Here is a 13,411-nt window from a genome sequence, read left to right as displayed (position 1 = left end):
GCAGGCCGCGCACCTCGGCGCGTCGTCGTCACTCACCAGCTCGGCCACCGGCACCAGCGTGCCCACCGGCCACCGGCCACAGAACGCCAGCGCCTGCACGTCGGGCAGTTCGGCGCGCAGCTCGGCTGCCCGGAAGGCGTGGGCGATCCGGTGGTTGAGCGGTCGGCGCCACTCCACGATCGGCTCGGAGGGCGTGCCGGGCTGGCCGGAACGCCTGGTCACGAAGATCCACCCGGCCGCCAGGACGAACAGGCCGCCAGCCATCAACGCCAGGGTGAGCCCGCTCATGGCCGGCGCGCTTTCGCCGTGAAGTAGGCGATCAGGGCGGCAGCCGTCCACAGCATCACGACGACGAGATACGTCCAGGTGGTCATGGCCGTGGTCCCGACCAGTCGCCCCAGGACAGCCGAAACACGCCGAACAGCGCCGCAATCGCGACGGCCCCCAGGAGGACCGGACCCCACATGTCCGCCACACCTCCCGCAAGTGGTCTGGGAACCCCGTGCGATGATTCCCAGGTCAATACAACTCGTACCCGGTAACGATGCCACGTTACCGGGTACGTTACAACCCGCGAGTAGTCGACTACCGGATGGATCACTGATGCCGCGGAAGACTCCAGGTCCGAAAGCCAAAGGTCTCGGCGCGGAGCTGCGCACCCTGCGCGAGCGCGCCAAGGTCACCCAGGAACAGGCCGCCAAAGCGATCGGCCTGTCCAAACAAGGGATCTCACGGCTGGAGAACGGCCAGCGCAACATCACTCCCGATGAGGTCTCTGGCCTATGTGGACGCTATGGCGTGACCGGTCCCAAGAAAGATCAACTACTCGCGATGGCCCGCACGCTCCACGATCCCGGCTGGTGGGAGCTGAACATGCCGGGCATGACCCAGGAGTCGTCAACGCTCGCCGATTACGAGAGCCGGGCAGTCCGGATCACCGACTGGGCGCCGCTGCTCGTTCCCGGGTTGCTCCAGACCGAGGACTACGCCCGGTCGTTCATGCTCGACGACGGAATCTCGCCGACCGAGGTCGAAGCCCGGTGGACGGCTCGGCTGCGCCGCCAGCACCGGCTGACCAGGGATGACCTGCAATACGTGGCCCTGATCGGCGAACCCGCCCTGATCGGCAACGATGTGATCCATCAAGATCAACTCTCAGCGCTGGTAAGCGCCGCGAACCGGCCCAACATCACGATCCGCGTGGTACCGACGCGCAACATGCCGCGTCTCGGCCGCCTGGAGGCGTTCATGACCTTGAAGGTGCCGCCCACGACCGTGGTGCACGTCGAGATGGCCCGTTCGGGCGCGTTCCAGGATGACGAGGAGTACGTGGCGCCGTACTTCCGTCGGGTGACGCGGCTCAGCGAGGTGGCGCTGAGTGAGACACTGTCCCTGCGCCGTATCGTCGACATCCGAGACGGGATGGAGGTGTAAAACATGGATCTAGCAGCGCCGCGCTGGCGCAAGTCGTCTCGGTCGGAGTCACAGTCCAACTGCGTGGAGGTCGCCTGGCGTAAGTCGTCTCGGTCGGGGTCACAGTCCAACTGCGTGGAGGTCGCCCTGATCGAAACTGGCGCAGTGCGCGACAGCAAGAACGCCACAGGGCCGATCTTGCGCGCCGACCTGCCCCGGATGCTGGCCGCGATCAAGGCCGGACACCTGGACCACTAGCACCCAGCAACGAGTCGAGCCCCCGGACAAGGTGTGTTTGCCCGGGGGCTCGTTGTCATAGTGGCAAGTCCGTCTACCCGTTGCCTATCGGCTGATCGTCGTCACGCGCGGTAACGCTGAGCATCGGTCGGCGATGAGCCGCGCCTGAATGCGCTCGTGGTAGCCAGTGGGTCCATCGGCCCGGCCGCGTGATGGCGTCGGTAGGGTTCCGGTGGTCGCAGTTGGTTCGGGTGTAAGGGAATCTTTCATGCTTCGGGTCGCGGTGCCGAACAAGGGGTCGTTGCACGGCCCTGCTGTTGAGCTGCTGAGCGCGGCGGGGTATCAGGTGCATCGCGAGCACAAGTCGCTGTTTGCCGCCGACCCGGCCAACGACGTGCAGTTTGTGTTCCTGCGACCGACCGACATCGCGCGCAGCGTGGGGACCGGTGTGCTGGACGTGGGGATCACCGGCCGGGACCTCTTGGCGGCGGCCGGCACCGTGGACCGGACCACCGAACTACTCGCGTTGGGCTTCGGGGTGTCGAACTTCTACTTCGCCGCACCGCTCGGGGTCGCGGCGTCGGTGTCCGATCTGGACGGCAAGCGGATTGCCACCTCGTTCGGCGCGCTGGTCGGCACGGCGGCGGCGGATGCGGGGATTGAGGTGGAGGTCGTCGAGCTGGACGGGGCGGTCGAGACCGCCGTGGAGCTGGGATTGGCTGATGCCATTGCCGATGTGGTGGAGACCGGCGCCTCGCTGTTCGCCGCTGGATTGCACACGATCGGGGAACCGATCATGCGGTCGGAGGCGGTGCTGGTGCGCGGCGCGCATGGCACGCTCGTCCCGGCCAGCGAACAGGCGGTGGACGTGCTGGTGGGCCGGTTGCGCGGGGTGGTGCTGGCCCGGCAGTACCTGATGGTGGACTACGACTGCCCCAAGACGTTGCTGGAGCAGGCGGTGAAGATCACGCCAGGTCTGGAGTCTCCCACCGTGGCCCCGCTGATCTCCCCGGACTGGGTGGCGGTGCGGGCGATGGTCCCGCGTAAGCAGGTCAACCAGATCATGGACGAGCTGGCCGAGCTGGGCGCTAAGGCGGTGCTGGCCACGGACATCCGCACCTGCCGCCTGTAGCCCCTCGACGGGCGGCCGGGGTCACGGGATGGGTTCGCCGGCTTCGGCGCTTGCGACACACAACACCTCGAATCCGGCCGCGCCGACGTACCGGGCGTACACGGGATCGTGCCGCAGGGCGGCGCGAGTGCGGCCGAGGTACTTCGCCTCCAGGAACATCAGCCGCCGCAGGAGGAGCCCGTGGATGCGGTGCTGCGCGGGGTCCAGGTGTTGTCCGGCTGCGGCGAGCCGGGCCAGTTTGCGGGTGCTGATCAGCCGGTTGGTGTCGATCAGGGCCAGATCACCGGACCGGACGTTGACCACGAGGTTGGTGCAGTCGGGATCGATGATGTCGGGCAGCATCGGCGCCTCGGTCCCGGTGGCGTGCCGCGGGGCGGTGGTAGCGAGCAGGCGCCGGGTGATGTGCAGGAACCGGGCGATCTGCTCGCGCGTGCCCGGCGCCAGCCGAGCCGGGTCCACCCGGTGGAGCGCGAAGTCGGCTCGGTGCGGGATGTAGTCCTTGACCAATGCGCACGCCTGCAAGGGGGCGCCGGGGCGAGGCTGCACGAGCCGTTGCCTAGGGATCAGCCGGGGCAGCTCGGCGTAGATCGTGCGGAGATAGGCGTACTCGTGGTGGAGCTTGTCCACGGTGAGTTCCGGGCAGTCCGGCTTGAACACCTGCACGACGAACCGGCTGCCGAGCCGGTGGAAGACTTCCGAGTGCACACCCTCCCCGATTTTGACAAACCCGGTGCCTCGGGCCGGCGTCGCGGTCATGGCCGTAACCCGTGGCGGTGGGCGGTGATGGCGGCCTCGTAGCCGCTGATCATGGCGTCCAGGCCGAACCGGCGGGCGCTGGCCTGCCCGCCGGCCGCCAAGCGGGCATGCAGCGTGGGGTCGGTCAACAACCGGTCGATCGCCTCGGCCAGTGCCGCCGGGTCGCTGGGTGGCACCAGCAGCCCGGACTCGTCCGGGGTGATGTACTCCAGCGGTCCGCCGTGCGCGGTGGCGATCACCGGCGCACCGGCCAGCATCGCTTCGAGGTTGGCGTAGCCGAACGGTTCGGGCAGCCGAGAAGGGTGCACCGCCATGTCCGCGTGCCCATAGCAGGCCGCCAGCCCGGCGTCGGAGAGTTCATCGAGTAAGAAGACCGTTCCGGCCAGTCCCAGCTCGGTGATGGTCTTGGCCAGGTGCCGCTCGTAGTCCGGCTCCCGGGAGTCCACCAGACCAGCACCGTTCATCGCGAGGTAGAAGTCCGTGTGACCGCCGGAGATCAGCAGCCGGACGGCGTGCAGCACGTCCAGATGGCCCTTCCAGGCCACCCGCCGGGCCGAGGTGAGCAACATGCGCCCGGTGGTCGGCAGGCCGTTGCGCGCCCGGACCCGCTCGAACACCCCCGTGCGGTGCGCATGGTCAACTCGCTGGTCGAACGTGTGGTCGTCGATCCCGTTGCGCACGGTCCGCACGCGGTCCGGTGGCATCCCGGCGTGCTGGACCAGATGCCGGCGGACAGCGTCGGACACGGCGATGAGCGTGATCGTGACCCGCCGGGGGTCCGCGAGCCGGCGCCGCACGTAGGTGAAGCGGCGCGCCATGTCCGTGGTGTCGTGGACTACGCCGGTCACGTGCACCGGCCCGAAGTCGTCGAGCAGGTCGAACTCGGCGGCCTTGAGGATGCCCACCAGTGGATTGGTGTTCTGCGCCAACAGATCCGGCGTCCCGGCGTGCCGGATCGCGGCGGCGTACTGCGCCGCCAACGACCGGTACAGCGGGTTGCCCGGCTCGTCGATCAGGGTTTCGTAGTAGCGCCGCACCCGGTCCGGATGCTTCGACCCGTCCTCGTGCAGCAACTCCGGGAATCCGGTCCGGATGCCCTGCCACAGCACCGTTTGCCCCTCCAGAGTCCGTACCCGCTCCCGCACCACATCCGATGCGCCGGTCTGCGTGACAGCCAACCGCAGATCCGGGTGCGCGCGGGCCAGCCCAGCGAGCAGGTGATGCGTGTGCGTGACCAATCCCGTTTGACGGCACCGTTTCGGCCGCCCCGTTCGCACCATCGTCCCGCGCAGGTCGTAGGTGCAGATATGCAGACTGCCCGGAAAACCCTGGCCCGACACCAAGTTCGGCCCGAGCGCCTTGCCATGATCATGAGTGTCAATCACCATGTGAGGTCACGATCCCCTTTTCACCGCAAGCACTTCACCAGCGCAACGCGGCACCGACCGTGCCGAGTAGGGAGATTGACCAACAATCCGCCACACGAGTGATTGACAGACACGCGTGCCACGGGCGACGTTGCGGTGCGGAGGTCACCATGCGCGGTTTCACAAGCGTGCCAACCGAATCCGGCGCACTGGCGGATACATTGACTCATGGCGGCCCGCTCCCAGCGACAAGCTGTGGCGAGCGGGCCGCGCCATGCTCACTGGGGCGACGTCTTGGCCAGACAAGGGGGAGCCCCCGCCCGAGGGGTACGGCGGAGGCTCCCAGGGTCCCGCCGACGAGGGAGCACGGCGGGAAGCAAAACGCCTTAGCCGGGCATCGCGGGATCGCTGGAGAGGGTTGCCGGCCTGTCCGGTTCGCTGCTGGTCGCGGTGCTGTCGGGAATGAGGCGGTAGTCAGGGACGAGATGGATGCCGGCAGTGACCAGGTTGACCCACACGGAGCCGGGCCGCAGGTCTGGCTCGCGGTTGATCACCTCGCCGGAATCGCCGGCGTACTGGCCGCTGGTCACCACCACGCGCAGCCCATCAGCAAAACCGCCGGGTATCGCCGGTCCCATGCCACGAGGGAACACCGTCTCCCCTTCCCCTGCTGCTCGTTCCGGGAGTCCGGACGTGGCTTCGAGTGTGGGCTCGTCCGGTGTTTCGTGCCCAGAGCACAAAGTCCGTCACTGGATGCACACAAGGTCCCAGCACGGGGGCATGTACGTCGTCCAGGCACGGAATCGTCAGGCCACCCTGACGAACGCCGTTCGTCAGGGTGGCCGTCAAGTTACCGCGACGTGATCCACACCAATTTTTAAAGGCATGTCCAAGATCTCCGGCAAAAATCAGGTGACGCTCCCTGTGGAGACCTTGCATGCGGCAGGTCTCGCGGCAGGCGATGAGGTGACGATAGAAGCCGAGGGGCCGGACCGGATCGTGGTGCGCCGGGTCCGGCGTGGGCTCGACCGGGCCCTCGAGGTGTTCGACGGCTTGTACGAGCCCGGCTACCTCGCCGGCCTGCGCGCCGAGGAGCGGGCATGACACCCCTTGTGTCAACCTCGTGCCTGCCAACCGCACCCAAGGGGAACGGGACGCGACCCAGCCACCGGTACGCGCCGAACTGGACGCCATCAACCCACGGTGACCACAAGGGTTAATTCCGGGGAGGCGCGCAGCATCAGCCTGGCCGATGGGTTCGCCCTCGCCACCGCGCGGGCGCGCGTGGCCACCATCGCGTCCTTCGACAAGGGGTCCGCCGGGCGCTGGACGCCGCGGGCCTCCCCGACGCGCTCGCCGAACCGGCCGCTGGGTAGGGCTCAGAGCTGGTCGAGCAGCCAGCGGGGGCCGGCCGTCGCGGCGCCTTCGGCCTTGCAGCGGGCCTTCAGCTCGCGGTCCGCGGTGACCACCACGCAGGCCACCGTCGGCTCCTCGGCGACGAGCTCGGCGACCGTGGCCACGATCGTGTCGTCGCCGTCGGTGGGGGCGGGGACCACGCGGACGTCGGTGTCGCCGGCGTCCACGTGCCGGGCCTTGCCCTCCACCACCAGGACCTTCGCCGGGAACGCGGTGTCGAACGGGGCCATCCCGGTGTACGCGTCGACCGCCCCGAACTCGTCGCGGAGCCGGGCCGCCGCGCCGGCCCGGTCGCGCCACCAGCCGTCCGCCCGGGAGCCCATCACGTTGGCCGCGTCGACCACCAGCACCGGGCGGCGCAGGCACCCGCGCAGCCGCGGCCACGCGTTGGCGAACGGCCCGAACAGGTTGTGCCCCGCCACCTCCTCGACCGGCACCCACGCCGCGTCCTTGCTCTCCCACGACGCCGCCCGCACGTCGAGCAGGGCCGGCACCGTCGCGATCGCCGTGTCGTAGGCCCACCCGCCGTGGTCCTCGTGCATCAGGGCGTGCACGGTGACCTCGCCGGCGTCCAGCGTGGACTCCTCGGCCGTCTCCCGCAGCGCCGCGGCCACCGGGTCCTCGTCCTTGTTGCGCGCGCCGCCGAACACGCCCCACGTGCCCCCGCCGAGGGTGAGCTCGGCCCGGTGCTGCAGCAGCACATGCCCGTCGTGGTGCACGAGCAGGCCCGCCGCGCCGTGGCGACCCCAATGCGTGTGGCCCCGCTCGCACCGCACGAACCGGTCACCGTCTCCCCATGTCACCCGGCCATCATCCGGCATGCCACCGACGACCGGCCCGCCCACGTCAACCGATCTCGGTCACCAGCAGCGCCACGTGCAGCGACAGCACCGACTCCGGGTCGTCCAGCGAGACGCTCAGCACCTGCTCGATCCGGGACAGCTGCTGGTAGTACGCCGTGCGCGACATGTGGGCCGCCGACGCCGCGGCGGACTTGTTGCCGCCGTGCTCGCAGAAGTGCCGCAGCGCCTCGAGCAGCCTGCTCGCGTGCGCGGCGTCCCTGGCCAGCAGCGAACCCAGCTCGCGCGCGGCGAACGCGCTCACCCGGTCGTCGTCGGCCAGCAGGTGGAGCAGGCCGCGCAGCCGGACGTCGTCGAGCCGGTGGTAGGCGCGCCCGTCGGGCGCGCGGAGCGCCGCCTTCGCCACGTGCGCCGCCTCGGTCAGGCTGCGGCGCGCCTCGCCCACGTCGGCCACCGTCGTGCCGGCCGCGATCACAACCGGCAGCGCGCGCGGGGACGCGGCGGCGGCCTGGTGGACCTCCTTCGCGAGCCGCCGCACGACCGTGTCGGCGTCGGCCTGCGGGGTCAGCGACAGCAGCGCGCGCACCGAGATGTCGTCGACCACGCCGACCAGCGCCGCGACCCGGGCCCGGCGCGCCGCCAGCGCGGTCGCCTCGGCCAGGTCGCGCAGCACCTCCTGGGTGGCCATCGTCTGCGACGGCCTCGACGGCGCCACCGCCGAGGGGCGCACCGTCACCCCCAGCAGCTGCCTGCGCTGCAACGGCACGCCGAGTGCGCTGGACCGCGCGGTGAGGTCCGCCGGCGTCGTCGCCGACGCGAGCAGCTCGGTCAGCAGCGTGCGGTGCGCGTGCCGCTCCAGGCCCTCGCGGTCGCGCGCGACCAGCCGGTGCACGGCCAGCGCCGACGCGGCCCGCTCGGCGATCACCACCTGCCGGTGCACCGGCTCGGCCGGGCAGATCAGCACGAGCCGGCCCCAGTCGTTGCCCCGCGCGCCGACCACGGTCACGAGCCACCCGGCGTCGGCGTGGTAGCTCGTCCGCGCGGTGCCGGTGACCGCCCGCGACCGCGCCGCCCAGTCCGCGACCAGCTCACCCGGGTCGGCGCCGGCCGCGTCGTAGGCGAGCACGTCGTGGCCGAGCGTCTCCAGCACGACCGGCAGCCCGGACGCCCGCGCCACCTCGCGCAGCACCTCCGCGGGCTCCGCACCGGCGACGGTCAGCGCGGTGAACGTCTCGTGCACCCGCTCCGCCGCGCGCAGCTCGGCCACCTGCGCCTCGACGATCAGCCCGACCACCGCCTCGGTGACCGCGACGAACCGGGTCTCGCGGGAGAGCGTCACCAGCGGTAGCGCGTGCTCGTCGGCCGCGGAGACGAGCGCCGCCGGCAGCTCGCGGCTCCAGTGCCGGACCAGCTCGACGACCACGCCCACCACTCCGGCGCGGGACAGCTCGGCGACGTAGCGGCTGAGCGCGACGGGGTCGTCCGGCAGCGCGATGCCGGTGGTGAGCACCAGCTCGCCGCCGCGCAGCAGCGGCGCGATGTCGGCGATCTCGGCGATGTGCACCCAGCGCACCCGCCGCTCCAGCCCGGCGGCGCCGGCGACCACGGTGGCGCGACCCTGCTGGATCACCGGCAGTGCGAGCACGTCGGACACGGTGGGATACATATCGTGCACACTGTACGGGCGGCGGGGACCTGCGGATACACAGTGTCCATGGCGCGCGGCGAGGCACCCGGCCACACTCGGGGGCATGGGTGAACCGCGTCTGATCGATCGCCACCGTGCCGTCCTGCCGAGCTGGTTGGCACTGTTCTACGACGACCCGATCGAGATCGTGCACGGGCACGGCCGCCGGGTGACCGACTCGAACGGCAGGACCTACCTCGACTTCTTCGCCGGCATCCTCACCAACGCGATCGGCTACGACGTCGCGGAGGTCAGCGACGCCGTGCGCAAGCAGCTCGACACCGGCATCCTGCACACCTCGACGCTGTACCTGATCCGCAGCCAGGTCGAGCTCGCCGAGCAGATCGCGCGGCTGTCCGGGATCCCCGACGCCAAGGTGTTCTTCACCAACTCCGGCACCGAGGCCAACGAGACCGCGCTGATGCTCGCCACCCAGTACCGGCGCAGCAACCAGGTCCTCGCGCTGCGCAACTCCTACCACGGCCGGGCGTTCGCCACGGTCGGCATCACCGGCAACCGCGGCTGGTCGGCCTCCGCGCTGTCCCCGGTCAAGGTGTCCTATGTGCACGGTGGGTACCGCTACCGCAGCCCGTTCGCCGCGATGTCCGACGCCGACTACATCAAGGCGTGCACCGACGACCTGCGCGACGTGCTGCAGACCGGCACCTCCGGCGACGTGGCGTGCATGATCGCCGAACCGATCCAGGGCGTCGGCGGGTTCTCCTCACCACCGGACGGGCTGTTCGGCAGCTTCGCGGAGGTCCTCGCCGAGAGCGGGATCCTGTTCATCTCCGACGAGGTGCAGACCGGCTGGGGCCGGACCGGCGCCGACTTCTGGGGCATCCAGGCACACGGCATGACACCGGACATGATGACCTTCGCCAAGGGGCTCGGCAACGGCCTTGCCATCGGCGGCGTGGTGGCCCGCGGGGAGATCATGGACTCGCTCGGCGCGAACTCGATCTCCACCTTCGGCGGCAACCCGGTGTCCACCGTGGGTGCCCGGGCGGTGCTGGACTACCTGCTCGACCACGACCTGCAGGCCAACGCCGCCACGCTCGGCGCCCGCCTGCTCGACGGCCTGCGCGCGGTCGCCGAGCGGCACCCGGTGGTCGGCGACGTGCGGGGCAAGGGCCTGATGGTCGGCGTCGAGCTGGTCGAGCCGGGCGGCATGACGCCCTCGCCGGCGGCCGCGGTGACGGTCCTCGAGGAGACCCGCGAGCGCGGCCTGCTGGTCGGCAAGGGCGGGCTGCACAACAACGTCATCCGGCTGGCGCCGCCGATGACACTCACGGCCGACGAGCTCGACGAGGCCCTCGGAATACTGGGCGAGGCCATAGCCGTGGCGAACGGAGACAAGCGATGACCCCGAGTACCTCCCAACCGCACCTAAGGGGAACGGGACGCAACCCAGCCACAGGTACGTCCCGAACTGGACGTCACCAACCCAGGGCAACCAACAGGGATAAGGTCGGGGAGGCGGTCACGCACTGGATCGACGGCAAGTCGTGGGCCGGGGTCGCGGAGCGCACGGGCGAGGTGTTCGACCCGGCCACCGGCGCGGTCGCCGCGCGCGTCGACTTCGCCGCGCGGTCCGAGGTGGACGAGGCGGTGCAGGCCGCGGCGCGGGCGTTCCCCGCGTGGCGCGACACCTCGCTCGCGGCCCGGTCGAGGGTGCTGTTCGCGTTTCGCGAGCTGCTCAACCAGCACAAGGGCGAGCTCGCCGCGATCGTCACCGCCGAGCACGGCAAGGTGCTCGACGACGCGGCGGGCGAGGTGCAGCGGGCGATCGAGAACGTCGAGTTCGCCTGCGGGATCCCGGCCCTGCTCAAGGGCGGGTTCAGCGAGAACGCGTCGACCAGGGTGGACGTGTACTCGATGCGCCAGCCGCTCGGCGTGGTCGGCGTGATCTCGCCGTTCAACTTCCCGGCGATGGTGCCGCTGTGGTTCGTGCCCAACGCGATCGCCTGCGGCAACACCGTGGTGCTCAAGCCGTCGGAGAAGGATCCGTCGGCGTCGAACCTCGTGGCCGAGCTGTGGGCCCGCGCGGGCCTGCCCGACGGCGTGCTGAACGTGCTGCACGGCGACAAGGTCGCGGTGGACGGGCTGCTGTCGCACCCGACCGTGCGCGGCATCTCGTTCGTCGGCTCCACGCCGATCGCGCGCTACGTCTACGAGACCGGCACCAGCCACGGCAAGCGGGTGCAGGCGCTGGGCGGGGCGAAGAACCACATGGTCGTGCTGCCCGACGCCGACCTCGACCTCGCCGCGGACGCCGCGGTGTCGGCGGGGTTCGGCTCCGCGGGGGAGCGGTGCATGGCCGTGTCGGTCGTCGTCGCGGTCGACCCGGTGGGCGACGAGCTCGTCGACAAGATCCGGTCGCGCATGACCGAGCTGCACGTCGGTGACGGCCGCAGGCCGGGCTGCCAGATGGGCCCGCTGGTCACCGGTGCGCACCGGGACCGCGTGACCTCCTACGTGGACGCCGGGAGGTCGGCGGGCGCGTCGCTGGTGGTGGACGGCCGCGATCACGAGATCGACGGTGCCGCCGAGGGCTTCTGGCTCGGCCCGACGCTGTTCGACCACGTCGGTCCGGACATGTCGATCTACACCGACGAGATCTTCGGCCCGGTGCTGTCGGTGGTCCGGTCGGAGAGCTACGAGTCCGCGGTGGGCCTGGTCAACGACAACCCGTACGGCAACGGGGTCGCGATCTTCACCAACGACGGCGGCGCCGCGCGGCGGTTCCAGAACGAGATCGAGGTCGGCATGGTCGGTGTGAACGTGCCGATCCCGGTGCCGGTCGGCTACTACTCGTTCGGCGGCTGGAAGTCGTCCCTGTTCGGCGACACCCACGCCTACGGCCCGGACGGGCTGCACTTCTTCACCCGCACGAAGGTCGTGACCTCCCGCTGGCTCGACCCGTCACACGGTGGGGTGAACCTGGGTTTCCCCCGCAACGACTAGCGGGAACCGGCAGACGATCTCCTCCGTCCCACTCCCCGGGTGTACGGCCTGGTCACCGGCGGTAGGCTCAGCAATCGATCAAGGGGACCGGTAGACGAGGGGTGTGGTTGGCGTGCCCGACGGTGCGGCCACTGAGGACAACGACGACGCGACGCCGCCCGGTGACCTCGCGCCCGACGACCAGATCGCCGGCACGGTCGTGGTGGCGGGGGTCTACGAGAGGCTCGCGCGGCAGATCCTGCCGATGGTGCCCGGCCTGCCCGACGTCGTGCAGCTCCCGGACCTCCAGACCGGTGGCGGCGGCGCCGGCGGCACGTACATGTTCGCCAGCCTGGAGGAGCTCGACACCGTCATCGGCCAGTGGGAGGAGCTGATCGAGGAGCTCAAGACCGACCAGGTGCGGATCGAGGACGCGAACGGTGGGCTCGCCGAGCCGGCCGGCGACCAGGTCAGCGGCCACAACGTCAGCGTCTCGCGCGAGACGGTCGCGCAGATGCGCAAGCACAACGACACACTGCTCCGCTACGCGGCGGGCTACACGGCCAAGCTGAAGGCGAGCCGCACGCAGATGGCGGTCAAGGAGGACGGCAACGAGCTCCTGATGAACCGGGTGGCCGGGCCGGGGGAGGGTGCGCGATGACCGGGATGACCGGCGAGCAGATCTACGACAACTTCTACGGCGGCACCGGCGACGACGGGCGCGGCCTGGTCACCTCGGTGCACCAGGTCAACCCGCTCGCGAGCGTGTACGAGGAGCGGGCCCAGCAGATCATCCGGCTCACCGAGCGGATGGAGGTGTGCTGGCAGGGCGAGGCCGCCGGGGCGGCCCAGCGCGGCGCGGGCCCGCTCGCGGTCGAGCACATGACCGCGGCGCCGAAGATCGATCAGGTCAGCGGGGCGATGCGGGACCAGGTCGGGGCCTACATGGACGCGAAGGCCACGGTCGGCCCGGTGCCGCCGACGCCGGACAAGCCGGGCCTGTGGGACAACCTCACGAGTCTCGGCGGCGCCAACGCCAGCTACGAGCAGCAGATGAACGAGGTCGGCGCCGCGAACGACACCAACGTCACGGCGATGGCCAACTACGAGAGCGTGAGCGACGAGGCCCGGTCCCGGATGCCCACCTTCGAGTCCAACCTGGAGATGGACCAGGCGTCCATCGGCGTCAAGGACAGCACCCCGCCCCCGCCCGTGAAGCCGGTCAAGCCCCCGCCGCCGACGAAGACCACCCCGCCGCCGACCGGCACCCCGCCGCCGGGGACCTCGACCCCGCCGTCGACCGGCGACCCCCAGTACACCCCTCCGACCGGGCCGAACGGGCCCGGCTCGAACGTCCCCGGCCCCGGGCAGCAGAACCCGCCGGGCATCACCACGCCCGAGCAGTTCGTTCCCACCGGGCCCGGTGGTGGCCCTTACGGTCCCAACGGGCCGAACGGTCCGTACCCGCCCGGGGGGCCTTACGGCCCGGGCAACCCGAACGGTCCGAACGGTCCCTACGGGCCCGGCGGACCGTACTCGACCGGCCCGTACGGTCCGGGCGGCGGTCCCGGCCGGCCGGGCGGCTCCGGCCCGGGCAACTTCGGTCGCGGCTTCGGCCCTGGCGGCTCGGGCGGTCCCCGCGGCCCCGGCGCGGGTG

At 70.7% G+C, this 13,411-nt stretch carries 14 protein-coding genes; 8 read left to right on the top strand and 6 right to left on the bottom strand.

Annotated elements, in window-relative coordinates; genetic code table 11:
• Window positions 1-288, bottom strand: a 288-nt coding sequence (locus GEV28_RS38840) for a hypothetical protein (RefSeq protein ID WP_291418788.1), incomplete at its 3' end; no start/stop codon positions are given.
• A 315-nt stretch (window positions 289-603) separates the two neighbouring features.
• Between GEV28_RS38840 and GEV28_RS38835 the strand changes: the two genes are divergently transcribed.
• The 3 genes from GEV28_RS38835 (at window position 604) to hisG (ending at window position 2,782) form a co-directional block, all read left to right on the top strand.
• Window positions 604-1,434 (top strand): helix-turn-helix transcriptional regulator, encoded by an 831-nt coding sequence (locus GEV28_RS38835; protein ID WP_291418786.1) that lies wholly within the window; start codon window positions 604-606, stop codon window positions 1,432-1,434.
• Between the two features lie 3 nt (window positions 1,435-1,437).
• Window positions 1,438-1,671, top strand: coding sequence for a DUF397 domain-containing protein (locus GEV28_RS38830; protein WP_291418784.1), 234 nt, complete (start codon window positions 1,438-1,440; stop codon window positions 1,669-1,671).
• Window positions 1,672-1,918: 247 nt separating this feature from the next.
• The gene (hisG, locus tag GEV28_RS38825; protein WP_291418793.1) at window positions 1,919-2,782 is read left to right on the top strand and encodes an ATP phosphoribosyltransferase; all 864 of its coding nucleotides are present in this window, start codon (window positions 1,919-1,921) and stop codon (window positions 2,780-2,782) included.
• Between the two features lie 21 nt (window positions 2,783-2,803).
• Here hisG and GEV28_RS38820 read toward each other — a convergent pair whose 3' ends face one another.
• From GEV28_RS38820 to GEV28_RS38810, 3 genes are all read right to left on the bottom strand, one after another.
• Window positions 2,804-3,487 (bottom strand): hypothetical protein, encoded by a 684-nt coding sequence (locus GEV28_RS38820; RefSeq protein ID WP_291418782.1) that lies wholly within the window; start codon window positions 3,485-3,487, stop codon window positions 2,804-2,806.
• A gap of 47 nt (window positions 3,488-3,534) precedes the next feature.
• Entirely contained in the window at window positions 3,535-4,818 is a 1,284-nt protein-coding gene (locus GEV28_RS38815; protein ID WP_291418791.1) for a glycosyltransferase family 4 protein, read from the bottom strand.
• A 473-nt stretch (window positions 4,819-5,291) separates the two neighbouring features.
• Window positions 5,292-5,543, bottom strand: a complete 252-nt coding sequence (locus tag GEV28_RS38810; protein ID WP_291418780.1) for a hypothetical protein — start codon at window positions 5,541-5,543, stop codon at window positions 5,292-5,294.
• 247 nt (window positions 5,544-5,790) lie between these two features.
• Between GEV28_RS38810 and GEV28_RS38805 the strand changes: the two genes are divergently transcribed.
• Complete coding sequence (locus GEV28_RS38805; RefSeq protein WP_291418778.1) at window positions 5,791-6,009, top strand: AbrB/MazE/SpoVT family DNA-binding domain-containing protein; 219 nt, start codon at window positions 5,791-5,793, stop codon at window positions 6,007-6,009.
• 275 nt (window positions 6,010-6,284) lie between these two features.
• On the opposite strand, the gene GEV28_RS38800 is transcribed toward GEV28_RS38805, so the two are convergent.
• Window positions 6,285-7,124 carry an NUDIX domain-containing protein gene (locus GEV28_RS38800; RefSeq protein ID WP_291418776.1) on the bottom strand — a complete coding sequence of 280 codons (840 nt, stop codon included), beginning with the start codon at window positions 7,122-7,124 and terminating at the stop codon, window positions 6,285-6,287.
• 43 nt (window positions 7,125-7,167) lie between these two features.
• Entirely contained in the window at window positions 7,168-8,787 is a 1,620-nt protein-coding gene (locus GEV28_RS38795; protein WP_291418774.1) for a PucR family transcriptional regulator, read from the bottom strand.
• 85 nt (window positions 8,788-8,872) lie between these two features.
• Between GEV28_RS38795 and GEV28_RS38790 the strand changes: the two genes are divergently transcribed.
• The 4 genes from GEV28_RS38790 to GEV28_RS38775 form a co-directional block, all read left to right on the top strand.
• Window positions 8,873-10,174, top strand: coding sequence for an aspartate aminotransferase family protein (locus GEV28_RS38790; RefSeq protein WP_291418772.1), 1,302 nt, complete (start codon window positions 8,873-8,875; stop codon window positions 10,172-10,174).
• 128 nt (window positions 10,175-10,302) lie between these two features.
• Window positions 10,303-11,775: a CoA-acylating methylmalonate-semialdehyde dehydrogenase gene (locus GEV28_RS38785; protein WP_291418790.1), complete on the top strand. Its 1,473-nt coding sequence runs from the start codon at window positions 10,303-10,305 to the stop codon at window positions 11,773-11,775.
• 112 nt (window positions 11,776-11,887) lie between these two features.
• A complete protein-coding gene (locus tag GEV28_RS38780) occupies window positions 11,888-12,415 on the top strand; it encodes a hypothetical protein (RefSeq protein WP_291418770.1) in 528 nt (175 codons plus the stop codon).
• The coding region (locus GEV28_RS38775) for a hypothetical protein (protein ID WP_291418768.1) at window positions 12,412-13,411 on the top strand (1,000 nt) is incomplete at its 3' end. The genes GEV28_RS38780 and GEV28_RS38775, both read left to right, overlap by 4 nt.

Source organism: Actinophytocola sp. (assembly GCF_009379765.1).
Taxonomy (GTDB): domain Bacteria; phylum Actinomycetota; class Actinomycetes; order Mycobacteriales; family Pseudonocardiaceae; genus Actinophytocola.
Note: the sequence above shows the minus strand (reverse complement) of the source record. Positions and strands in the feature narration are given on the sequence as shown.

Bases quoted from the DNA above. Each gene is read 5' to 3' on its own strand.
- GEV28_RS38830 (WP_291418784.1), top strand. From the start codon at position 1,438: ATGGATCTAGCAGCGCCGCGCTGGCGCAAGTCGTCTCGGTCGGAGTCA.
- GEV28_RS38805 (WP_291418778.1), top strand. From the start codon at position 5,791: ATGTCCAAGATCTCCGGCAAAAATCAGGTGACGCTCCCTGTGGAGACC.
- GEV28_RS38790 (WP_291418772.1), top strand. From the start codon at position 8,873: ATGGGTGAACCGCGTCTGATCGATCGCCACCGTGCCGTCCTGCCGAGC.
- GEV28_RS38795 (WP_291418774.1), bottom strand. From the start codon at position 8,787: ATGTATCCCACCGTGTCCGACGTGCTCGCACTGCCGGTGATCCAGCAG.
- GEV28_RS38835 (WP_291418786.1), top strand. From the start codon at position 604: ATGCCGCGGAAGACTCCAGGTCCGAAAGCCAAAGGTCTCGGCGCGGAG.
- GEV28_RS38815 (WP_291418791.1), bottom strand. From the start codon at position 4,818: ATGGTGCGAACGGGGCGGCCGAAACGGTGCCGTCAAACGGGATTGGTC.
- GEV28_RS38810 (WP_291418780.1), bottom strand. From the start codon at position 5,543: ATGGGACCGGCGATACCCGGCGGTTTTGCTGATGGGCTGCGCGTGGTG.
- hisG (WP_291418793.1), top strand. From the start codon at position 1,919: ATGCTTCGGGTCGCGGTGCCGAACAAGGGGTCGTTGCACGGCCCTGCT.